Below are 21,474 nucleotides of genomic sequence, written 5' to 3'. Positions count from 1 at the left end.
GTGTGGTCACCCGTGGACGCGGGCGACCCACGCCGAGGGGGCCTCGATCTCGGCCGGCTTCGGGAGGGTCTCGGGCGACTCCCAGACCCGGTTGAAGCCGTCGGTGCCCACGGCGGCGGTGACCTCGCGGACGAAGACCGCGCCGTCTCGGTACTGGCGCATCTTGGCCTCGAGGCCGAGGAGGCGGCGCAGCAGGCGGTCGAAGCCACCCACGCCCTTGCGGCGCTGGTCGAACCGGGTCCGGATGTGGGCGACGGACGGGATGACCTGCGGGCCCACCTCGTCCATGACGACGTCGGCGTGCCCCTCGAGCAGGGACATGATCGCGGTGACCTCGGCGAGGCGCTCGCGTTGTTCGGGGGTGGCGATGATCTCGGTGATCCCGGCGCCACCGGCCTTGATGGCCTCGGGGAGCTGGCGGCTCAGCCGCTGGAGGGTCTCCTGCAGCGACTCCGGATCCGGCACGAGGTCGGTGGCCAGGGACCGCACCCGGTCGACCATGTGGTCGCGCAGCCAGGGCACGGCGGTGAACTGCACGCGGTGGGTCTCCTCGTGCATGCAGACCCAGAGCCGGAAGTCGCCGGGGTCGACGCCGAGCTCACGTTCGACCTGGACGAGGTTGGGAGCGACGAGCATGAGCTGGGGGGTCCCACCGGGCGCCAGGTCGTACTGGCCCAGGACCTTGCCGGCCATGAAGGCGAGGAGGGCTCCGGTCTCCGCGCCGGTGACCCGGCCGCCGATGGCCTTGGCGAGGTCGCCCGGCGCTCGCTTCTGCTTGTCGATGAGGGCACCGAAGACGGGGTCCATCAGGGACGACATGGAGTCGGCGTTGAGGGCGATCCACGTGGGGCGGTCCACGACCACGGCGGCCGGGGCGTCGCCGGGAGCGTGCAGCCGAGCGGTCTCGGCCACCGGCTGCTGCGCCCGCTGCGAGGCAGCCCGGATGTCGGCGACGGCTGCGGCGGCCTCCGTGGACGTGACCGTGGGCCCGGCCGGGACGAGTCGGGAGCCGGTCGCCTTGGCGAACTCCCAGTCGACGTAGCGGGTGGTCGGGTGCGCGGGCACGGTCATCCCCTCACGGTAGGTCAGCGGCACCCGCAGGTCGCGAGTGCCGCCACGAAGCGGTCCAACGCGGCCCGGGCCGCCAGCGTTCCGACGCCCGGCGGGACGTGGTCGGCCTGGACGACGAAGGACAGCACGCGGCCGTCAGCGTCGATCACCGTGCCGGCCATCGTGCTCGTGCCGGTGAGGGTGCCCGTCTTGGCGCGCGCGATGCCGGCGGCCGGGTGGGTCGTCGTGGTGGTGAAGCGTTCCGCGAGCGTGCCGGTCAGGCCGGCGACGGGCAGCCGGGAGATGGTGTCCTGCATGGCCGGCACCGACCCGTCGGCGCCGAGCTGGAGCACGTCGGACAGCATCCGGGGCGAGACCTTCTGTCCGGAGGACAGCCCGCTGGTGTCCTTCATGACTGCCCCCGTCAGGTCGACGCCCTTGGCGGTCACGGCCTTCTTGACGAACGCCACGGCGGCGGGGAACGTCGCGGCGCCGCCGGCCTTCACCGTCGCCTGCCTGGCCAGGCCCTCGGTGAGGGCGTTGTCGCTCTGGTCGAGGGCCAGCGCGAGGACGTCCCCGATCGGGGCCGACTCGACCGTGCCGAGGAGCGGCGACCCCGCCGCCACCGGTCTGGTCCAGGTCTTCTCGGGGGCCAGCTTGGCCGTGATCCCCTGGGCCTTCAGTGCCGCCACGAAGGCAGCGGCGGTGGCTGCCTCGGGGTCGCGGGGAGCCGGGTGGAAGGGGACGGCGCGCTGCCCGGCCAGGCCGAGCATCGAGACGCCACCGGTGTAGCCGGCGGTGACGTCGGCCTGCGACCAGGTCGGCGCCCAGCGGGCCCCCCGGGCGTAGCTCGTGTCGAGACGCAGGCTGACGGTCGACGTGCCGGACGACTGCAGGGCGGTCGCGACCTGCGCCGCGAGGTCTCCGAGGCCGGCACGCCCCTCGACCGCCGTCGGATGTCCCTTGCCCGTGGCCAGCATCGTGTCGCCACCGGCCACCAGGACGATGGCGGATGCCGACGAGCCCTGGACGACCTTGGTCGGCAGCGTGGCTCGCGGGTCGAGCGTGGTGCCGATGGCGAGCGCGGTCAGCAGCTTCAGGGTGGATGCCGGGGTCCGCACGACGTCGGGTGCCTTCTGCAGCAGCACCTGCCCGGTGAACGCGTCCCGCACGAGGTAGCCGGGCACCGGGCCCAGGGCCGGGTCGGTCCTGGCCGTCCTTAGCCGACCGGTCAACGCGGCGGGGTCCGGGATGGGCGCACCGGCCGACGCCGGCTGCAAGGGCTGGGCGGCCGCGTCGACCGTCGGCACCGTCATCGGCGATGCCGCAGCCCCGGCGGCGGTCCCCTTTCCGGGTCCCGTGGTGGACCCGGAGGTGGGTCCCGCGGAGGCCGCGTTCGGGGACGCGGTCGGGGACGTGGCGGTGGCGGACGTGGGAGGGTGAGCACCGTCTCGGGTGAGGATCCCGGGGACGACGTCGTAGACGTCGAGCGCGCCGTACCCGAGGACCAGGACGAGCAGCGCCACCACGGCGGCGAGGACGCGACGCACTCGACCCCCTCAGCGCTGGACTTGCGTCATACGGAACACTTGTCCGCGAGCCTAGGTCATAGGCGCGCGCACCAACGGAAGGGACCAGCGTCGTGGAGTTCGACGTCACCATCGAGATCCCCAAGGGACATCGCAACAAGTACGAGGTCGACCACGAGACCGGACGCATCCGTCTGGACCGTCTCCTGTTCACCTCCACCCGCTACCCGGCCGACTACGGCTACGTCGAGGACAGCCTGGGCGAAGACAGCGACCCGCTCGACGCCCTCGTCCTGCTGGAGGAGCCCACGTTCCCGGGGTGCCTCGTGCGCGTGCGCCCCATCGGCATGTTCCACATGCGCGACGAGGCCGGCGGCGACGACAAGATCCTGTGCGTGCCGGCCGGGGACCCCCGTCAGGCGCACCTCACCGAGCTCGACCAGGTCAGCAGCTTCGACCGCCTCGAGATCCAGCACTTCTTCGAGACCTACAAGGACCTCGAGCCCGGCAAGTCCGTCGAGGGCGCCCACTGGGCCGGCCGCGAGGAGGCTGAGAACGTCGTCCGTGAGGCCATCGAGCGCGCCAAGGCCGCCGGCATGACCACGGCTCGCTGGCGCATGCCCGACGTGAGTGCCGAGCCGATGTCAGAGGCGCGCCCGCCGTCCGAGTGACGCCGAGTGAGCAGGACCTGACCTGCTCACGGCGGTTCCCCGTCGTCACCGCCGAGCCCCCGGCCGACTCTCGTCGGACCGGGGGCTCGGTGCTGTGGTGCTGCCGCCGCGGGTTGGGGGATCCTGCGGGCGGTGCCGTCGGCCGGTGGGGGATCCGGCTGGCGGGGTCTGGGAGCCTCTCAGGGGCGTCCGGTCAGGGACGGCCGCCGAAGGGCAACAGGTCGGAGCGGTAGATCGAGGCGTACCTGACGACGGCCCCCGCGTGCGGGGCCTCGATCATCTGGCCGCCGCCGACGTACAGGCCCACGTGGTGGCTGGTCTCGCCCGAGCTGCCGTAGAACACCAGATCCCCGGGCTGCAGGTCGCTGATCGCCACGCGCTGGGTCTGCGCGTACTGCGCACCGGTGTAGTGCGGCAGGAAGACGCCAGCCTGCTGCCAGGCGCGCAGGGTCAGGCCGGAGCAGTCGAACGAGCTCGGGCCCTCGGCACCCCACTGGTAGGGCTTGCCGAGCTGGGCCTGCGCGTAGGCGATGACGGCGGTGACACCTCCGCTGCTCGGCGGCGGCGGGGGGGCCGGTGTCGGGTCGGCAGGCGCCGGGGGCGGCGGGGTGGGGTTCGACGGGCGTGGAGGCGGCGGGGTCGAGCTCGAGGGGCGCGGCTTGGGCCGGTTGTTCTTCACCGTCTGGGCCGCCTTGGCCGCAGCCTCTGCTGCTGCCGCGGCGGCGCGCTGCCGGTCTGCCTCTGCTGCCGCGCGAGCGGCGGCCTGCTCGGCAGCCTTCTTGGCCGCTGCGGTCCGTGCCGCCCTGGCTCGCTCCTGCGCCAGCCGGGCCTGCTTGGCGGCCTCGGCTGCGGCGGCGCGGGCGACGGCGGCCGCGGCGAGGCCGTCCTGCCGCTGCCGCTCGAGGCTGACGGACGTCTTGCGCAGGGTGGCCAGCTGGGCCACCAGCGACGCCTGCTCGTGCTGGATCCTGGTCGCGGCGGCCTGGGCGTCGTCGGCGCGGGCCTGCGCCGCGTTGCGCGCGCTCTCGGCAGCCTTGGCCGCCTTGGCCTGCGCGGCCTGGGCCTGCGCGGCCTGGCGGCGCATCGTGCCGGCGACGATGGAGGTCGCGTCGGCCCGCTGCAGCGACCGCGAGCGGGCGTCGCCGACGGCCTCCAGCGCGCTGGCCTTGTCGATCATGTCCTGCGGACCGTCACTGTTGAGGTAGGCCTCGAGCTCTCCGAAGCTGCCGCCCTGCTGGTAGACGGTGGCGGCGTAACGGCGCACCTCCAGGCTCGCGGAGTCGGCGATCTTCTGGGCCGCCGCAGAGCGCTTCTGGGCGGCGGCCGACTCGGCCGTCGCCTGGTCCAGGGCGTAGCGGGCGCCGTTGAAGGCCTCGGCTGCCGCGGCTGCGTCGTCCTGCACCTGGCTGAGCTGGGCACTGGCCGAGGCGTACTGCGCGTCCAGGCTCGACACCCGGCCGGCGGTTCCGGCGACGGCGGCCTTGGCGTGGTCCACCTGGGCCTTGGACGGGTAGACCGGGTTGGGGTCGGCCGTCGCCGACAGGGTGGTGGCGAGGGACAGCAGCCCGACGAGGGACAGTGCCGAGCCGGCGCGGAGCGCGCGACGAGCAGCGAAGATGCCTGGCACGGGGGATGCCTCTCGGACGGGGACTGGGGGGACGAGCCGGGGTGCAGCGCCGGAGCGCTCCGCGGTGGTGCCGCGTGCCGGTTGGTGACAGCCGCAGCAGACTAGGGCTGGATTTCACTCGAACCCCTCGAGTCACACCGCTACCACCCCTCCCAGGGCCGTGACGGACCGTGACGGCACCCCCTGAGCACGAGTTACACGGATGTTTTTCAGCAGGCAGTGGCAACGCTTCGATCAGATGTCCAGTTTCGGTCACGAATCGGTCACGAAATCGGCGTTTGTGCAGGTGAGAGCCCCTGCGCGGGCCAATCTGACCGCGCCGAGAGTCGGCAATCGGCTGTACGTAGGACCCCGGAAACCACCCAAACCCGACTCTCGGCTGGTCTCGAGAGGGCTGCCGAAGGGCCCCCAGAACGGCTTCGACAGAGCACTGGAGCGGCGTCGCAGCGGCTCCGAGAGGGCTGCGCGATGGGTGGGGGCCGGAGGTCAGGGCGTGATGGTCTGGCCGGCGCGCAGGGCGTCGTAGGCCGCCGGGTCGTTGGCCTTGAGCTCGCGGCGCACCCGACGTCGGTACCGCAGGATCTGCGCGACACCGAGCCCCCAGACGAGGTACTGCACCGACATGGCGGCGCGGAACGAGTCGACGTCGTAGGTGCTCGGCCCTCCCGGTGCGACGCGGTCCAGGATGATGCCGATCAGGGTCACCGTGGACAGGGAGGCGAGGAACCCACCCACGTTGACGATGCCCGTGGCGCTGCCGAGCCGGGTCGGCGGGTTGAAGGTCCGCGCCAGGTCGAAGCCGACCATCGACCCCGGACCGCCGACCGCCGTGACGACCACGAGCAGCACCAGCACCGGCAGGGGGGCGCGACCGGGCCAGAGCAGGACGACCGCCCACACCGTCATGATCGCGAACACGATCCCGAGGATCAGCGTCGACCGGGAGAAGGGGTACTTCGTGACGAAGCCGCCGATGACCGGGCTCGTGAGGACGGTGGTGACCGTCATGAGCATGAGCAGCGTGCCGGCCGTCGACGGCGACAGGCCCTGGCCCGCGACGAGGAACGGGTAGCCCCACAGCAGGGCGAAGACGGTCGCGCCGAACTGTGCGGAGAAGTGCGACCACAGCCCCAGCCGGGTCCCCGGTGTCCGCCAGGCGGCGCGCACTGCGCGGGCGATGGCCCGGACCTTGATGTCGTCGAGCTCGTGGTCGGGGTTCGGGGAGTCACGCACGACCACCAGGACGAGGAGACCCAGGACGACGCCCATCAGCCCGGCGGTGGCGTAGGAGGGCGTCCAGCCGTAGGTGTGCAGGGCGTGGACGAGCGGCGTGGCTGCGACGAGCGCACCGACCTGGCCGAGCAGGCCGGTGAGCTGGGTGACCATCGGTATGCGCATCGGCGGGAACCACAGCGCCACGATGCGCAGCAGGGGGATGAAGATCATGGCGTCACCCACGCCGACGAACACGCGGGCCGCGATCCCCTCGGCGAACGTGTCGGCGAAGGCGAATCCCAGCTGCGCCAACGTCATCAGCGTCACGCCGGACAGCAGAAGGCGCTTGGACCCGAACCGGTCGAGCAGGGCGCCGACGGGGATCTGCATCGCGGCGTAGACCAGCAGCTGGACCATGGTGAACACCGACAGCTGGGTCGCGGCGATGTGGAACCGTTCGGTGGCGATCAGCCCGGCGACGCCGAGCGAGCTCCGGTGGAAGACGGCCAGGACGTAGATCGACACCGATGCGGCGTACACGACCCAGGCCCGGCGACCCCCGAGCTCGAACGAGGGCGGGGGCTTGGTCACGTGCCTCATTGTCGCGTAGTCCGTCCTCGCGCCTTCGGGCGGACCAGTGACCGGGACCAGCCCGGCTCGGGCAGCACGTGGGCGTAGGTTCGCGGGGTGGAACAGCTGCGCAGGGACGGCCTGGTCTTCGACGTCGCCGACACCGGCCCCGCCGACGGGGAGGTCGTGGTGCTGCTGCACGGCTGGCCGCAGGACCGCTCCGCCTGGCAGGACGTGGCCGAGCGCCTCTCGACCGCAGGACTGCGCGTCCTCGCGCCTGACCAGCGCGGCTACTCGCCCCGCGCGCGTCCGCGGGCCACCGCGGCATACCGGATGTCCCAGCTCGTCGCCGACGTGCTGGCCCTGGTGGACGCGAGCGGCGCGGACCGGGTCCACCTCGTCGGGCACGACTGGGGCGGAGCCGTCGCCTGGGCGTTCGCCGAGCGGCACCCCGACCGACTGCTCAGCCTGACCGTCCTCTCCACCCCGCACCACCGAGCGATGGCGTGGGCGATGCGGCACGGCGACCAGGCGCGCAAGAGCTGGTACATGCTCGCCTTCCAGCTCCCCCTCCTCTCCGAGGCGGTGCTGCGGCGACGCCTCCCCGACGTGCTGCGCCGCAGCGGCCTGCCCGAGGACGGCGTGGCGAGGTATGTCGCGCGATTCCGTGAGCCCGGCGCGGCCCGTGGTGGCCTGGCTTGGTACCGCGCGCTGCGCCCACGGGTCTCGTCACTGGCCCATCGGCGCCCCGTTCGGGCGGAGCCGCCGCGGATCTCGGTGTCGACGACCTACCTGTGGGGCCGTCGCGACCCGGCACTGGGCCGGGCCGCCGCGGTGCGCACCGCGCAGTGGGTGGGGGCGGACTACCGGTTCGTCGAGCTCGACGCCGGGCACTGGCTGCCCGAGACGCACCCCGGCGAGGTCGCCGCTGCGGTCCTGGAACGCGTCGAGGCGGCTCGTCAGGGGTAGAGCTGGCGCGGACCGGCCCAGGTGTCGCGCATCGCCCACGTCGTCGCACGGCACAGCTCGGCCGACCCGGTCACGGCCGACACCGACGCCCCCGTGGCGTCCTCGCGCGTGGGGTAGATCCGGGCCGTGAGCGCCCGCCCGTTGACGAAGACCTCGAGCGCGGAGTGGTCGACGAGGACCCTGAGCTCCACCTCCCCGTCCGAGGAGATCGGCACCGGGCCCGACCGCGGGGTCGCGTCCACCGTGGGGTCGAGGCTGGAGCGCGACCGGTCCAGCTCGACCCTCCCCTCGGTCACGCCGGTCCTGCTGATGCGCAGCACCGTGACCTCCTCAGCGTCGGGGGTCGTCGCCAGCGCGACCTCGATCGCCGACCCCGGCGCGAGGACGGCCGTGACCTCGAGATCACGCTGGTCCCCCTCCCCCAGTGGGACGGCCGCCGCGGTGAGTGTCTGGGCGGCACACTCCTGCCCGTCGCGGCGCAGCGTGGCCACCTCGGGCGCCGGGGCCTGGACGAGCGCCCCGTCCACCCCGAGGGTGATGACGCGCGGCAGGGACATGACCCCCGACCATCCCGCCGCGACCATGGCCTCGTCGGTCCGACCCTCCTGCAGCCAGCCGAACACCAGCCGTCGACCAGCGGAGTCGCGGAAGCTCTGGGGCGCGTAGAAGTACCTGCCGCCGTAGTCGAGGCGGTGGAGCTCGCAGGGCACGAAGGCATCACCGCTGTAGGTCCCGGTCCAGTAGAGCGGGTAGTGCGTGACCCCCGCGTCCCAGGCTGAGAACACCAGCACGTCAACGGGATCCGCGTCCTCGGCGGCATCTCTGTCCTGAGCGGGCGGCGGTCGGAACAGGTCGACGCACTCCCACATCGTCCCGGTCCAGTCGCCGGCCTCCACGGTTCCGGTGCTGGCGTCACCCGTCACCAGGGGCCCGACGTAGTCCCAGCTGCGCAGGTCCGTGGACTCGTAGAGCAGGGCCGTGCCACCCTTGCCGACGATGCCGGAGCCGACGAGCTGGCGCCACCGTCCGCCCTCGCGCCAGACGCAGTGGTCACGGTAGGCGGTGACTTCGAGGCCCTCCGGGTAGCCGTCGATGACCGGGTTGCCCGGATCTTTGGTCCACGTGTTGAGATCTGCTGACCCCGTTGCCACGCAAGGCATCTCGCGATCGCCATGGCGGCCCGAGTAGACGATGGTGGGCGTCCCGCCGTCGTCCACGAGAGCGCCCGACCAGCAGCCGTCGCGGTCCGGCCCCTCGTCACCGGGGATCAGCGCGACCGGTTGGTCGACCCACCTCACGAGGTCGCTGCTGGTGGCGTGGCCCCAGTGGATGCGGCTGTGCAGCGCCGACGTCGGGTTGTACTGGTAGAAGAGGTGGTAGGTCCCCTCCCGGTGCGTCAGACCGTTGGGGTCGTTGAGCCAGCCGGCCGGGGAGACGAAGTGGAAGCGCGGGCGGTGGCGGTCCGCCTCGGCAAGGGCGACGAGGCTCGGCGAGGGTTCAGGGTTGCTCATACGGTGGCGGTCCTGGGGTCGGGCGACTCGGCCTGTGGCCGGCTCGGGCGGCGCTAGCCTACGAGCAGGAGGTCCTCATGCTGCCCGATCCTGCCCTCGTCGTGCTCGTGGGACCGAGCGGGGCGGGCAAGTCCTCCTGGGCCGCGGCCCGTTACCGCCCCCAGGAGGTGGTGTCGTCCGATGCCCTGCGCGCCGTGGTCGGCAGCGGTGAGCACGACCTCGACGCGTCGCCGGATGCCTTCGCGGTGCTCGACCAGGTGGTCGCGGCCAGACTCCGCCGTGGGCTCACCACGGTGGTGGACACCCTCGGCCTCGACGCAACGCGACGCGAGCACTACCTCGCCCTGGGACGCAGCGCCCGGATGCCTTGTGTCGCAGTCCTTTTCGAGACCCCTGACGCCGTATGCCGCGAGCGCAACTCCCAGCGCGATCGCCGCGTGCCGAGCCGCGTCCTGGCCAGGCAGCTCGCCTCGAGAGCGGTGGCCGCGGCTGCCGTGGCCACCGAGGGCTGGGACGACGTCGTGCTCGTCGACGACCGGGACCCGAGCGACCGGGCCAGGACCACCAGGCTCCTGCCGGCCGCGACGGCCCGAGCCGGCACGGCGCGCGTCCACGACACCGGGCTGCCGGAGGTCGTCCTGCAGGTCTCGCGTTTCCCGTGGGGCACGAATCCCGCAGGGTGGTTGAGCTCGGTCGCCCTCGCCGCAGCCGAGGCGGGGTGCAGCGGCATCGCGCTGATGGACCACCTCATCCAGATCCCCCAGGTGGACCGCGCCTGGGAGCCGATTCCCGAGCCCTGGGTGACCCTGGGGTTGCTGGCCGGTCTCGACACCGACCTGCGACTGGGGACGCTCGTCTCCCCCGTGACCTTCCGCCCGGCGGGGGTGACGGCCAAGGCCGTCGCGACGCTCGACGTGCTGTCGGGGGGCCGCGCCTTCGTGGGGGTCGGGGCCGGGTGGTGGGAGCGCGAGCACCTGGCCTTCGGCCAGCCGTTCCCCGGAGCTGCCGAGCGCCTCGACCTGCTCGAGTCGTCCATCGAGACGATGCGTGCCCTGTGGGGCGCCGGGACCAAGCCCCATGACGGTGAGCGCGTGAGCCTGCCCGAGACCACGGCATACCCGCGACCGCTGGGGCGACCACAGGTCGTCGTCGGTGGGTCCGGGGAGGTGCGCACCCTGCGCATCGCCGCCCGACAAGGTGATGCCTGCAACCTGCCGAGCGAACTGGAGACGTTGCGGCACAAGGTCTCGGTGCTTCGCCAGCACTGCGACGACGCCGGCCGCGACCCCGCCGAGGTCGCGGTCACGGTGCTCGACGTGCCGGTCCTCGGACATGACCGCGACGACACCTGGCAGCGGGTCGAACGCCTCCGGGGCCGGTCCGCGGCGGCTACCTTCGCACGACGCCACCACGCGGGCGAGGCAGCCGTGCACGCACGGCGCTACCGCGAGCTCGCGCAGGAGGGCGTCGCGACGGTGTTCCTCGCCCTGCCCGACCTGGACGGTGCCGCCGACCTCGAACGTGTTGCGGCCATCCTCGCCGACGGGTGAGTCCCCCTGCGCCTACAGGTTGTCGATGTCCACGGGCTCCACGGTGTCGGCGAGCTCGTAGCCGAAGATCCGGGCGTAGAAGTAGGCCTCGGCCTCCCGGGCCCGGACGATCGTGTTGGCACTGCGGAAGCCGTGCCCCTCACCGGCGAACTCCAGGTGCGCGACCGGGAGTCCCTTCGCGCGCACCGCGTCGGCCATCGCCGTCGCCTGGTTCGGCGGCACCACCCGGTCGTCGAGTCCCTGGAGCAGGATCATCGGTGCGCTCAGCTTCTCGAGGTGGTGCAGCGGCGAGCGCTGGAGGTAGACGTCCCGGCCCTCGGGGTAGGGGGCGACGAGTCCGTCGAGGTAGCGCGACTCGAACTTGTGGGTCTCGCGCACGAAGGCCTCGAGGTCGCCGAGGCCGAAGTAGCTCGCGCCCACGGCGAAGACGTCGGTGCCCGTGAGGGCCGCCAACGTGGTGAACCCGCCGGCGCTGCCGCCGCGGATGGCGAGGCGCCGCGCATCGGCACGCCCCTGGTCGGCCATGGCCCTGGCCCCGGTCGCGCAGTCGTCCACGTCGACGACGCCCCACTGGCCCTGCAACCGTTCCCGGTAGGCCCGTCCGTGACCGGTGCTGCCCCCGTAGTTGACGTCGAGCACGGCCAGGCCGCGGCTCGTCCAGTAGGTGGTGTCGAGGCTGAACGACGGGACGGTCATGGACGTCGGGCCCCCGTGCAGCCGCACCACCAGGGGCGGCAGCTCACCATCGGGAGCCCGGTACCCAGCGTTCGCCGGCGGGTGGTAGATGCCGTGCACGGTCTGGCCCGCGGTGTTGGTCCACGAGACGGTCTCGGGCTCGGACAGCATCCCGTCGGGCAGCTGCACCGCGGACTCCTCGCGCACGACGTTGCAGGCCCCGCTGTCGAGGTCCACCGTCACGACCGACCGCGGACGGTCGACGCGGTCGACCAGAGCCACCACGGTGCGGCCCTCCACCCGGACGTGGTCCCAGGCCACGCCGTCGAGGTCGAAGGGGACCAGGGCTCCGGCGGCAGCGACCGTCCCGAGGCGACCGCGCCCTGCCTCGAACCAGCTGCACACGATGGTCCCGTCCGATGCTGATCCGAAGGATGGTCGGTCGAAGACCCATTGGGGCCAACCCAGCTCGTGCCGAGCATCGGTCAGGACGGTCACGCGCCCGTCGGTCTGCACCGCCCTGAGGTTGGCCCACCCGGTCTCGTCGGACAGGTGGAGCAGGGCCCCGTCGGTGGTCCAGCGCGGCTCGGTCACCGCGACTCCTTCGCCACCGGCGACCCGGTGCGCGCCCTCGGTACCGTCGTCGGTGACCGACGCGGTCCACAGCTCCGTCGAGTCCCACGGCATGTTGGGGTGGTTCCACTGCAGCCACGCCAGCCGCGAGCCATCGGCGCTGAGCCGTGGCGCGGCGACGAAGTCCGGGCCCTGCACCAGGACCGTGCCACCGTCGGCGTTGTCCGTGTCGAGGTCCAGCCGTACCACGGTGCTCACGGCCTCCCCTCCCCCGCGGTGGTCCTCCCGGACGCACACCAGCTGTCGACGCGCGAGGTCGAGCCGCAGGTCGGCCCAGCGCAACCGCCCGTCGCTCTCGGGGGTGATCGCGCGCGGCTCCCCCTGGTCGGGCCCCGGGCCGTCCGGCTGCAGGACACGCACCCGCTGGTCCGTGAAGTCGACGAACGCGACCACACCACCGGCGACCGTGTAGGCACCGCCGCCGTACTCGTGGGCCCGGGAACGCACGTTCCACGGGGCGGGCGTCAGGTCGACCCCGTCGCGGACGAGGACCACGCGCCCGCCCTCGGTCCCGCGGCCCTCAAGCCAGTAGACGTGCCCGGCGTCGATGGACGGCTGGTCCAGGACCACGCGTTCGCCGGCGAGGCTCGCAGCCCCCAACGGGGAGGCCCAGGCGCCGTATGGTGCGGTCGTCGGGCTGCTCGTGGACGGCGTCATGTCGGGCAGTGTGCCACCGAACCCTTCCACCGACCGGGAACAGCGAACCCCCCCACCGAAACCCTCCTCCGAACCGCAGGAGCCCGACGCCCCCTGAGGGGTCGTCGGGCTCCTGCGGTGCCGCGCCGGGGCGCGTCGGTGGTCCTGCCTCAGACAGCGGTCGCCGGCACGCGGCTGAGCTGCGTCAGCGCGAACTCGGTGATCCGCACGAGGGCGTGCTTGGCCGACTCGCGGTCACGCGCGTCCACCGTGATCACGGGGATGTGGTCCGAGATGGCCAGGGCCTCCCGGATCTCGTCGGGGCCGAACTCGCCGGACCCGTCGAACTGGTTCAGGGCCACGATGAACGGCAGCCCCTTTGCCTCGAAGTAGTCGACGGCGGCGAAGCTGTCGTCCAGGCGGCGGGTGTCGACCAGGACCACGGCCCCGATGGCGCCCTTGACCAGGTCGTCCCACATGAACCAGAAGCGCCGCTGTCCGGGCGTGCCGAACAGGTAGAGCACGAGGTTCTGGGCGAGCGTGATGCGGCCGAAGTCCATCGCCACCGTGGTGGTGTGCTTCTGCTGCACCTTGGAGATGTCGTCCTGGCCCGCAGACTCCTGGGTGACCAGGGCCTCGGTGCGCAGCGGGTCGATCTCGGAGACGGCACCCACGAAGGTGGTCTTGCCGACGCCGAAGCCGCCGGCCACGACGATCTTGGTCGAGGCGCTGTTGCGGCTAGAGGGCGCGTAGTCCACTGAGTGTCCTTTCGATGAGCTCACGTCGTTCGTCGGAGGTCGTGTTTTCGGAGATGGTCTTGCGGGTCTTGAGGTGACCGGCGGAGATGAGGTCTCCGATGAGCACCCGCGCGACCCCGAGGGGGACGTGCAGCTTGGCGGACACCTCGGCCACCGACTGGGAGGAACTGCAGAGCTCGATGATGCGGCCGGACATGTGTCCTTCGGGCCAGGTCGCGCTGCGTCCAGAGGGCTGCACCTCGAGCGTGGCTTCGATGGGCAGGTCCACCACGGACTCGGTGCGACCGGACGTCAGCGCGTAGGGCCGGACCAGCCTCGGTCCGGACGACTCCTCGCGTGCGTCGGGCGCCATGGCCTCAGCCTGACATCGGCGCCCGGGCAGCCGCGTCGATCATCTTGCCGACGCGGTCCACCAGCACCGCCATCTCGTAGCCAACCTGACCGATGTCCGAGTCCGTGCTCGTGAGGGCGGCGAGGTGCGAACCATCGCCGACACTCATGAGCAGCAGGAAGCCGAGCTCCATCTCGATCACGGACTGAAGGACCGTGCCACCCTGGAAGAGCCGGGCCGCACCGGAGGCGAGGCTCGCCATACCGGAGGCCACCGCCGCCATCTGCTCGGCGCGGTCCTCGGGCAGCTGCTCGCTGGAGGCCATGGGCAGTCCGTCGGCAGAGACCAGGATGGCGTGCGAAACGCCAGGGGTCTCGGTCGCGAACTTGGCCACGAGCCAGTCGTACTCGCCCTTGGGCTGGGCCATGGCGTCAGTGGTGAACATCGGCTTCCTCTCGGTGGGTTCCGTCTTGTGCCTCGGTGCGCGCGGCGCTCACACCGTTCTTGTGGCGGGTCAGGCTGCGGCGAACGGCCTCGGGGTCGCGGCGGGACGTCGCGGGTGCGACGGCCCCCTCGGCCGGGGCGTCGGTCTCGCCGGAGTCGGTGGTGGGGGTCATGGTGGTGCCGGGACGCCGCATCGGGAGGCCCGAGGTGGACATCATCGAGCGGAAGATCGGGGTGTTCTCCCCGACGGGTGCGCTGGGCGCGGCCTGGGGGTCAGCCTGCACGTCAATCTGCTCCTCGACATGCTCGTCCTGGGTGATGGGGTATGCCGCGTTGCTCACCTCGGCGGCGGGGGCCTCCACGGCCGGCGCCTGGGCGACGGTGGTCTCGGCGACCTCGTGCTGGTCGGCCCCGGGCTCGACGTCGGACACCGCGCGCGCCTTGCGCGCACCGAAGAACGACGTGTTGTGCGCCCGCAGTGCGGGGCGTCCGTCGGAGGGCTCGGGGTCGGCGGCCACCGGGGTGGTGGAACCGCTGGCACCGGGCACCCGCGTCGGCAGGACCGGCTCCGTGGTGTCGGCGACCGGCAGGTCCCCACGGCGGTCGGCGGGCGGCTCGGTGTCGAGCTGGGCGCTGGCCTCGTCGGCAACCTCGCCGACCTCGGCCACCCAGGCGTCCGGGACCGTCAGGTCGGTGGTCTCGGGCGTCGCGGCAACGGCGTCGGTCGTCGCCGGCTCGGACACCGTGTCCGACTCGCCGCGCTCCGCCTTCTCGCGTGCTTCGGTGACCGCTGCGCGGTGCTCGAGCCAGGCGGAGAGGTTGGAGGGCATCCGGTGGTCCTCGGCCTCCTGCGCCTCGATGCGAGCAGCCTCCGCAGCCTTGCGGCTCGGGAGCCAGCTGGTGAGGCGGCTGCCCTTGCCCTTGTCGCCGGACCTGTCGGCGTCGTCGGCCGTGGCCGGCGTCTCGGCGAACTCGGTGGCCTCGGTGATGCCGGTGGCCCGCGGCTTGCGCATCGGCAGGCCGGAGGCAGAGCGGGTGACGTCGGCAGCGGGTGCAGCAGCCTCGGCGGCCGTCGCGACCTTGGCGTCCTCGGCAGCCTTGGCGTCCTCGGCAGCCTTGGCGTCCTCGGCGGCCTTCGCGACCTTGGCGGCCTCGGCAGCCTTCGCCTCTTCAGCGGCCTTGGCGGCCTGGGCAGCCTTCGCGACCTCAGCGACCTTGGCGGCGTCAGCAGCCTCGGCAGCCTTGGCGGCGTCAGCGGCCTTGGTGTCAGCGGCCTTCGCCGCCTCGGCCTCGACGGCCTTGGCGCCGTTGGCCGCGTGGCCGTTGGTGCCGTGACCGTTCGAGCCGGCCTTGGCCTCGGCGGCCGCGGCGCCCTCGATGACGGGCTTGACCGGTACCGCCGGGATGGCGTTCGCCGAGGACGGGCCGTGCGCACCGGGAGTGCGGGTGGGCAGCACCTTCTTGGCGGCGTCGACGACCGGGCTGGGGGCGCCGCTGGCACCGCGCACCCGGGTCGGCAGACCTGCCTTGGTCGTGCCACCGACGGCGGGAGCCACCGGTGCGGTCGGCAGGGCCGGAGCAGCGCTCGGCGTGGCCGTGGCCTTGGCCGCGGGCCGCGCGGGGCGCTCGGCGCGACCGGCGGTGTCGGCCAGCAGGCCAGCCGGCAGGTGGACGGACACGGTGATGCCGGGCTTGTCGGCACCGTTGCGGCGCAGGCGGATGGCGATGCCGTGCCGCTTGGCCAGGCTGCCGACCACGAACAGGCCCATGCGGCGGGCGGTGTCCGCGGTGATGTCGCCACCGTGCGCGAGCCGGTCGTTCAGCGCTGCCAGCTCCTTGGGCGGCATACCGAGGCCACGGTCGCTCACCTCGACGAGGAGGCCGCCATCGGGCGTGCGAGCTCCACGGATGTCCACGCGGGTCGTGGGCGGGGAGTACGCCAGGGCGTTGTCGACGATCTCGGCGACCAGGTGGATGAGGTCGGAACCGACCGCACCGAGGACCTGGTCGTTGGACGTGTCACCGATGTCTATGCGCTCATAGTTCTCGACCTCGGAGACCGCGGCGCGCACGGCGTCGGAGACGGAGACCGCACCGGAGAAGCCACGACGGGTCGAGGTGCCGGCGAGGACGAGCAACGAGTCGCTGTTGCGGCGCATACGGGCTGCGAGGTGGTCGAGGCGGAACAGGCTCTGCAGCCGCTTCGGGTCCTCCTCGTCGCTCTCGAGACGCTCGATGAGGGACAGCTGCTGGTCGATCAGCGAGGTGCTGCGACGCGACAGCGTCTCGAACATGTGCCCGACCTGGACGCGGAGCCGTGCCTGATCGCCGGCGAGGGTGAGGGCCTGGCTGTGCAGGTCGTCCACGGCGCGGGCGAGCTGACCCATCTCCTCGCGGGTGTGCACGGGGATCGGGACGAACACGGGCGGCTCGGTGCCGTCACGCATGGCAGCGACGGCCTCGGGCAGCCGCTTCTGGGCGACGTCGAGGGCGCCCTGGCGCACGGCGCGGATCGGGACGAGCAGTGAGCGCAGCAGCGCGAGCACGAAGGCCAGGGCGGCCAGCAAGGCCACCGCCACGATCACGGCGTTGAGGATCGCGGTGCCACGGAAGTCCGAGGCCCGCTGGCGCAGGGTCGACTCGAGGGAGACGAGCTGGGCGTCCAGGAGCTTGGAGTACCCGGCGTTGCTGGTCTCGATCACCGAGCCCAGGGCGGTGAGCTGCTCCTTCTCGGGTGCTGCCTGCTGGAGCGTGTAGGCGCGGCGCCCGTTGTCGTTCAGCAGCTGGCGGACCGCGCTGGTGTCGCCGCCGGTCTCGGACTGCAGTCGGGTCAGGGCCGCGGTCTCGGCGCCGACCTGGCCGATGGCACGCAGCGCGGCAGCTCCGTCGTCGACGTTGGCGAGGTTGAGCTGCTGGCCGGTCATCGCGCGCTGGGCGGCGATGGTGTCCTGGAGGCCGACGACCAGCTTGGCCGAGGCCGAGTCGTCCGAGAGCCCGAGGTCGGAGACCGCGGTGGACAGCAGGGTCGCGATGTTGCCGGAGCGGTCGATGACGACGTCGGAGAACCCGCTCTGCGTCTTGGCGTTGCGGACGGCCTGGCCGAGGTTCAGCGCGCTCTGTGCGTTGCGCTTGACGTTCTCGGGGATGCCCGGGGTCTTCAGGGCGATCCGGAGGTCGGCTGCGGCGGACTCGTACTGGGTGATCGCCGAGATGACGCCGCTGCCGCCCACGCTGCCGGCGGCTGCGAGGTGCTGCACCGCCAGGTTGTAGTCGATGACGGGGCGGATCACGAGGACGGTGTCGGCCGCACGCGAGAGCTGCTGGGCCGAGTCGAAGTCGTTCTTGACGCGCAACCCACCGAAGACGAAGGCAAGGATCACGGGTAGCACGACAGCTGCGGCAAGCTTCCGGCGCAGTGGCCAGTGCCCGAAGGACCAGCCTTGCGGTACACGGCCAGCCACCGACTGCAGTCTGGACACTGAGCCACCTTCCTCATCTACGAAAACTTGGGCGAACGGCAACATATGGCCGCGAGTGCGGGCGCGACACGGGTAAGGAGGGCGTCTTGGGACGTTTGGCCTCCGTACGTCTGGCCGAATGGACTAGGCGTGTCACGAGCGAGCCGGGCCGGTCCGTCTCCGGTTCGATTCCGGTTGGCTTCCAGGTCGCTGCGGCTCACCTTCGGCTCCCCGCCCCAGCCGCCGTGAACATCGAGGCAAGCACGAGTGGTGCCCCGTCTCAACCCGTCCACGAAAGAAAGGCACGAACGTCGGAGAGGTCAGGTCACAGGGACGCGTTGCCGGCCGTTACCGAGGCATTCACGACGCCCACTGGATACGGTTTGGCACGTCATCGTCAGGGGGCGAGGTCCACCATGGGAATCGATATGGAATCGACTGTTTCGTCAGCTGAGGTGCAGGCACTGCGCCGGCTCTCTCAGCTGATGAACCAGGCAAGCGGCTTGGAGAGCCTGCAAGAGCTGCTCGACCTCGTGGTCGAGGGCGCAGCTGACGTCGTCGGCTTCCAGGTCGCAGCGATAAGCCTGCTGCGCTCCAACGGCGACATGGAGATCGTCGCCGTGGGTGGACACCCTGACGCGACCGCCCAGCTCATCGGTCGGCGCACTCCGCGCGAGAGCCTCGAGGCCGAGTTCGCCGTCGCCGAGCACTGGGGTTCGCTGCGGTTCATCCCCGCGGCCGACCTCCCCACCACGGCACAGACCGGGTGGATCGCTCCCGAGTGGGACGAGCAGGTGATCGGTGACCCGGACGCGTGGGATCCCGAGGACACCCTGCTCGCCCCCTTCTACGACCCGACCGGCGAGATGCTCGGGATGATCTCGGTCGACCTGCCGCTGTCGGCCAAGCGCCCGACCCAGGTCCAGCAGGGTGTGCTCGAGGTGTTCGCCAACCAGGCCGGCATCGCCATCAACTCCTTCCGCCAGCGGCAGACCCTCGCCGAGCAGGTGCGACTGGCCGCCACCGCCCAGAGCGTCGCCCGGATCTCGCAGGGAGTGCTCGAGCCGTCCAAGGTGGTCGAGGCCATCGTCGACCCGATCCGCACCGGGCTGAACTGCATGGGCCTGTGGGTCCGCGCGTTCTCCAACGAGGACGGGGCCCCGAAGGACCACACCGCTGCATACTCCGCGCAGGGATCGCCCCGGACCCCACCCCGGATGGTGGAGCTGGCCAAGCGCATCGGCGAACGCTCCTGGGCGGACCAGGCCTCGGCCGTGGTCCGCAACGGCATGGTCCACCCCGCTGGCGTGCTCAGCGACGAGGAGGCTGCCGAGATCCTGCGCTTCCTCTCGACGACCGGCGCGGGGTCGCTGCTCCTGGCCCCCATCGGCGCCGGCACCGAGTGCCTGGGTCACATGGTCCTCACCCGTGCCGAGGACGCCCCGCCGTGGAGCGACGCCGAGCGGTTCGCCGCCCTGGAGATCGGCCGCGACGTCGGCCGGTCCATCGTCAACGCCCGGCTCTTCGAGCTCGAGCGGCGGATGACCTCCGAGCTGCGACGGGCCGACCGGGCGAAGACCACGTTGTTCTCCACCGTGCACCACGAGCTCAAGAACCCGCTGGCCTCGATCGTGGGCCACGTCGAGCTGCTCAAGGAGAACCCGACCGACGACGCCACGTGGTCGCTGAAGGTGATGGCGCGCAACACCCACCGCCTGCAGAGCCTGGTCGACGACCTGCTCACGCTGTCGAAGGTCAGCGACCCCGACCGACCGCTGGTCCGCGAGCGCGTCGACATCTCCGAGCTCGTCCGGGACGCCGCAGACATGTTCCTGCCGCGCGCCACCCAGGAGGACGTCGCCATCGAGGTCGTCGCCCCGGCCAACCCCCCGACCGCCTGGGGCAGTGGCAACGAGCTCGCCCGGCTCATCGAGAACCTCATGAGCAACGCCGTGAAGTACACCACCGACGGGGGCGTCGTCACCGTCACGCTGCGCCCCGTGGGCGACAAGGTCGAGCTCGTGGTGTCGGACCAGGGCCTGGGCATCTCGCGCACCGACCTGCAGTCCCTGTTCACCGAGTTCTTCCGCGGCACCAACCCCGATGCGCTGGAGGTGCCCGGCACCGGGCTCGGGTTGAGCATCGTGCAGCGCATCGTGGCCCGGCACAACGGCACGATCTCGGTGGACTCCGAGCTGGGCAAGGGCACGAGCTTCACGGTCCTGCTCCCCCGCGCCGACACCCCCGACCACTCGTAGCGGCCGGCCACTCGTAGCGGCCGGCCAGTTCGGGCACAGGCCCACCACAGGCCCCGGCTCGACCGTGTGGTGAGAGCCTCGCCGACCGGCCTGGCACCGCACCCGAGGGGAATCACCGTGCCCAACAAGACCATCATCACTGCAGCCGCTGGGATCGTTGCAGCCACCGGCATCGTCGTCACCGTCGCCTCCCTGGCCGGCGCCTCGACCAACACGTCACCGTCGGCCGTGACGGGATACGCGTTCGGCTACGGCCAGCAGTCCGGCGAGGGCCGCCCCGGCGGCGGTCCCGGCGGCGTACACACCCCGGTCACCGGGACCGAGCTCGCGAAGGTGACCGCGGCGGTCAAGGCCAAGGACTCCGCCGTCACCGTCACCGCAGTGCGCAAGGACGCCGACGGTTCGTATGACGTGATGGGCACCAAGGCCGGCGCCCCCGTCATGTTCGAGGCCAGCAAGGACCTCAAGACCATCACCGCCCGGACCGGCGGAGGCCACGACGGCGGCCCCGGCGGGGGCACCCACACCGCCGTCACCGGAACCGAGCTCACCACGGTCACCGCCGCCGTGAAGGCCAAGGACTCCGCGGTCACCGTCACCTCGGTCCGCAAGGACGCCGACGGCTCGTACGACGTGTTCGGCACCAAGGCCGGCAGCCAGGTCATGGTCCAGGTCAGCAAGGACCTCAAGACCATCACGGTGAACACGGGCGGTCCCGGTGGGCACGGCCCCGACGGACACGGCCCCGACGGCGACGGCCCGGGTGCGCCCGGCACGGGCAGCACCGGTGGCACCGGCACGGAGAGCAACGGAACGACCAGCAACGGCACCGCCAGCGACGGCATCGCCAGCACCACGGCATACCGCACGGTCTGACCTCACGTCCATGCGACGGAGCCCGGCTCCCCTTCGGGGCCGGGCTCCGCCTGAGCTTCCTCGTGGGTCAGAGACCGAACATGGAGCGGCAGGCGTCGAGGCCCGACACCTCGACAGCCGGGCGGGGGCGTCCCTGCCAGCGCTCCCGCGTGAGCCGCAACCGGTCGGAGACGAGCACCTGGCCGTCTCGCGCATCCCGCGAGATCCCGTCCGGTTCGTAACCGATCCGTCGTGAGACCCCCTGGGAGGCATGGTTGTCCGGGAAGACCTCGGTCCGTGCCGACTCGGCACCCAGGTGGTCGAAGGCCAGCGCCAGCACGCCCGTCCTGGCGGCGGTGCCCAGCCCGCGCCCCTGGTGCTCGAGGCCGAGCCAGGACGAGGTGGAGACCTCGCGCACGACACGGAAGTCCGTGGCTCGCAGGTTGACGACCCCCAGGGGCCGTCCCTGCTCGAAGACTCCGAGCCCCAGGCGCCAGTCGTCGGTCGTCCACTCCGCCAGTCGCTCCCAGTGCCCCTGCAGGACGTACTTCGCGCGCTCGTCGGCGCTCCCTTCCGTCCACGGCGTGAGGAACGGGCGCTCCCCCGGTCGGTGCACCCCGCGCCCGGCCACGGCAGCCAGCTCGGCGATCTCCTCCTCGAGCGGCAGTCGCAGCTCCAGGCCCGGCTGGGGACTGATGGTCAGGCCGAAGATCGGCCAGTGGTCGCGCAGCATG

Annotated in this window: 16 protein-coding genes; 5 read left to right on the top strand and 11 right to left on the bottom strand. The window is 72.1% G+C overall.

The window, feature by feature from the left end:
• Positions 1 to 6: 6 nt before the first annotated feature.
• Together ABEG17_RS10760 and dacB are read right to left on the bottom strand one after the other, a co-directional pair.
• A complete protein-coding gene (locus ABEG17_RS10760) occupies positions 7 to 1,071 on the bottom strand; it encodes a zinc-dependent metalloprotease (RefSeq protein WP_406829472.1) in 1,065 nt (354 codons plus the stop codon).
• 14 nt (positions 1,072 to 1,085) lie between these two features.
• Complete coding sequence (gene dacB / locus ABEG17_RS10755; protein ID WP_406829471.1) at positions 1,086 to 2,600, bottom strand: D-alanyl-D-alanine carboxypeptidase/D-alanyl-D-alanine-endopeptidase; 1,515 nt, start codon at positions 2,598 to 2,600, stop codon at positions 1,086 to 1,088.
• Positions 2,601 to 2,692: 92 nt separating this feature from the next.
• Here dacB and ABEG17_RS10750 point away from each other — a divergent pair, with 92 nt between their 5' ends.
• On the top strand, positions 2,693 to 3,250 hold the full coding sequence (locus ABEG17_RS10750; RefSeq protein ID WP_406829470.1) for an inorganic diphosphatase: 558 nt from the start codon (positions 2,693 to 2,695) through the stop codon (positions 3,248 to 3,250).
• Positions 3,251 to 3,443: 193 nt separating this feature from the next.
• On the opposite strand, the gene ABEG17_RS10745 is transcribed toward ABEG17_RS10750, so the two are convergent.
• Positions 3,444 to 4,877 carry an NlpC/P60 family protein gene (locus tag ABEG17_RS10745; RefSeq protein ID WP_406829469.1) on the bottom strand — a complete coding sequence of 478 codons (1,434 nt, stop codon included), beginning with the start codon at positions 4,875 to 4,877 and terminating at the stop codon, positions 3,444 to 3,446.
• A 486-nt stretch (positions 4,878 to 5,363) separates the two neighbouring features.
• On the bottom strand, positions 5,364 to 6,692 hold the full coding sequence (locus ABEG17_RS10740; RefSeq protein WP_406829468.1) for a nitrate/nitrite transporter: 1,329 nt from the start codon (positions 6,690 to 6,692) through the stop codon (positions 5,364 to 5,366).
• Between the two features lie 87 nt (positions 6,693 to 6,779).
• Here ABEG17_RS10740 and ABEG17_RS10735 point away from each other — a divergent pair, with 87 nt between their 5' ends.
• On the top strand, positions 6,780 to 7,631 hold the full coding sequence (locus ABEG17_RS10735; protein WP_406829467.1) for an alpha/beta fold hydrolase: 852 nt from the start codon (positions 6,780 to 6,782) through the stop codon (positions 7,629 to 7,631).
• Here the strand turns inward: ABEG17_RS10735 and ABEG17_RS10730 are convergent.
• A complete protein-coding gene (locus ABEG17_RS10730) occupies positions 7,622 to 9,142 on the bottom strand; it encodes a glycoside hydrolase family 32 protein (protein WP_406829466.1) in 1,521 nt (506 codons plus the stop codon). The two genes, ABEG17_RS10735 and ABEG17_RS10730, sit on opposite strands and share 10 nt — an antisense overlap.
• A gap of 77 nt (positions 9,143 to 9,219) precedes the next feature.
• Between ABEG17_RS10730 and ABEG17_RS10725 the strand changes: the two genes are divergently transcribed.
• A complete protein-coding gene (locus ABEG17_RS10725; RefSeq protein WP_406829465.1) occupies positions 9,220 to 10,692 on the top strand; it encodes an LLM class flavin-dependent oxidoreductase in 1,473 nt (490 codons plus the stop codon).
• Between the two features lie 12 nt (positions 10,693 to 10,704).
• On the opposite strand, the gene ABEG17_RS10720 is transcribed toward ABEG17_RS10725, so the two are convergent.
• The 5 genes from ABEG17_RS10720 to ABEG17_RS10700 all read right to left on the bottom strand — a co-directional run bounded on the left by ABEG17_RS10720 (position 10,705) and on the right by ABEG17_RS10700 (position 17,549).
• On the bottom strand, positions 10,705 to 12,657 hold the full coding sequence (locus ABEG17_RS10720) for a prolyl oligopeptidase family serine peptidase (protein ID WP_406829464.1): 1,953 nt from the start codon (positions 12,655 to 12,657) through the stop codon (positions 10,705 to 10,707).
• Positions 12,658 to 12,806: 149 nt separating this feature from the next.
• On the bottom strand, positions 12,807 to 13,394 hold the full coding sequence (locus ABEG17_RS10715; RefSeq protein ID WP_406829463.1) for a GTP-binding protein: 588 nt from the start codon (positions 13,392 to 13,394) through the stop codon (positions 12,807 to 12,809).
• Positions 13,375 to 13,746, bottom strand: coding sequence for a DUF742 domain-containing protein (locus tag ABEG17_RS10710; protein ID WP_406829462.1), 372 nt, complete (start codon positions 13,744 to 13,746; stop codon positions 13,375 to 13,377). The genes ABEG17_RS10715 and ABEG17_RS10710 overlap by 20 nt, the downstream gene beginning before the upstream one ends.
• Before the next feature lie 4 nt (positions 13,747 to 13,750).
• Entirely contained in the window at positions 13,751 to 14,152 is a 402-nt protein-coding gene (locus ABEG17_RS10705; RefSeq protein WP_344193310.1) for a roadblock/LC7 domain-containing protein, read from the bottom strand.
• A gap of 4 nt (positions 14,153 to 14,156) precedes the next feature.
• Positions 14,157 to 17,549 carry a sensor histidine kinase gene (locus ABEG17_RS10700; protein WP_406829461.1) on the bottom strand — a complete coding sequence of 1,131 codons (3,393 nt, stop codon included), beginning with the start codon at positions 17,547 to 17,549 and terminating at the stop codon, positions 14,157 to 14,159.
• Positions 17,550 to 18,112: 563 nt separating this feature from the next.
• Here ABEG17_RS10700 and ABEG17_RS10695 point away from each other — a divergent pair.
• Positions 18,113 to 19,885 (top strand): ATP-binding protein, encoded by a 1,773-nt coding sequence (locus tag ABEG17_RS10695; protein WP_406829460.1) that lies wholly within the window; start codon positions 18,113 to 18,115, stop codon positions 19,883 to 19,885.
• Positions 19,886 to 20,002: 117 nt separating this feature from the next.
• Positions 20,003 to 20,761 carry a hypothetical protein gene (locus ABEG17_RS10690; RefSeq protein ID WP_406829459.1) on the top strand — a complete coding sequence of 253 codons (759 nt, stop codon included), beginning with the start codon at positions 20,003 to 20,005 and terminating at the stop codon, positions 20,759 to 20,761.
• Positions 20,762 to 20,828: 67 nt separating this feature from the next.
• On the opposite strand, the gene ABEG17_RS10685 is transcribed toward ABEG17_RS10690, so the two are convergent.
• The gene (locus ABEG17_RS10685) at positions 20,829 to 21,473 is read right to left on the bottom strand and encodes a GNAT family N-acetyltransferase (protein WP_406829458.1); all 645 of its coding nucleotides are present in this window, start codon (positions 21,471 to 21,473) and stop codon (positions 20,829 to 20,831) included.
• Between the last annotated feature and the right edge of the window lies 1 nt (position 21,474).

This window comes from Pedococcus sp. KACC 23699 (assembly GCF_045348425.1).
Lineage (GTDB): Bacteria > Actinomycetota > Actinomycetes > Actinomycetales > Dermatophilaceae > Pedococcus.
This window is presented reverse-complemented; position numbering and strand designations above follow the sequence as displayed.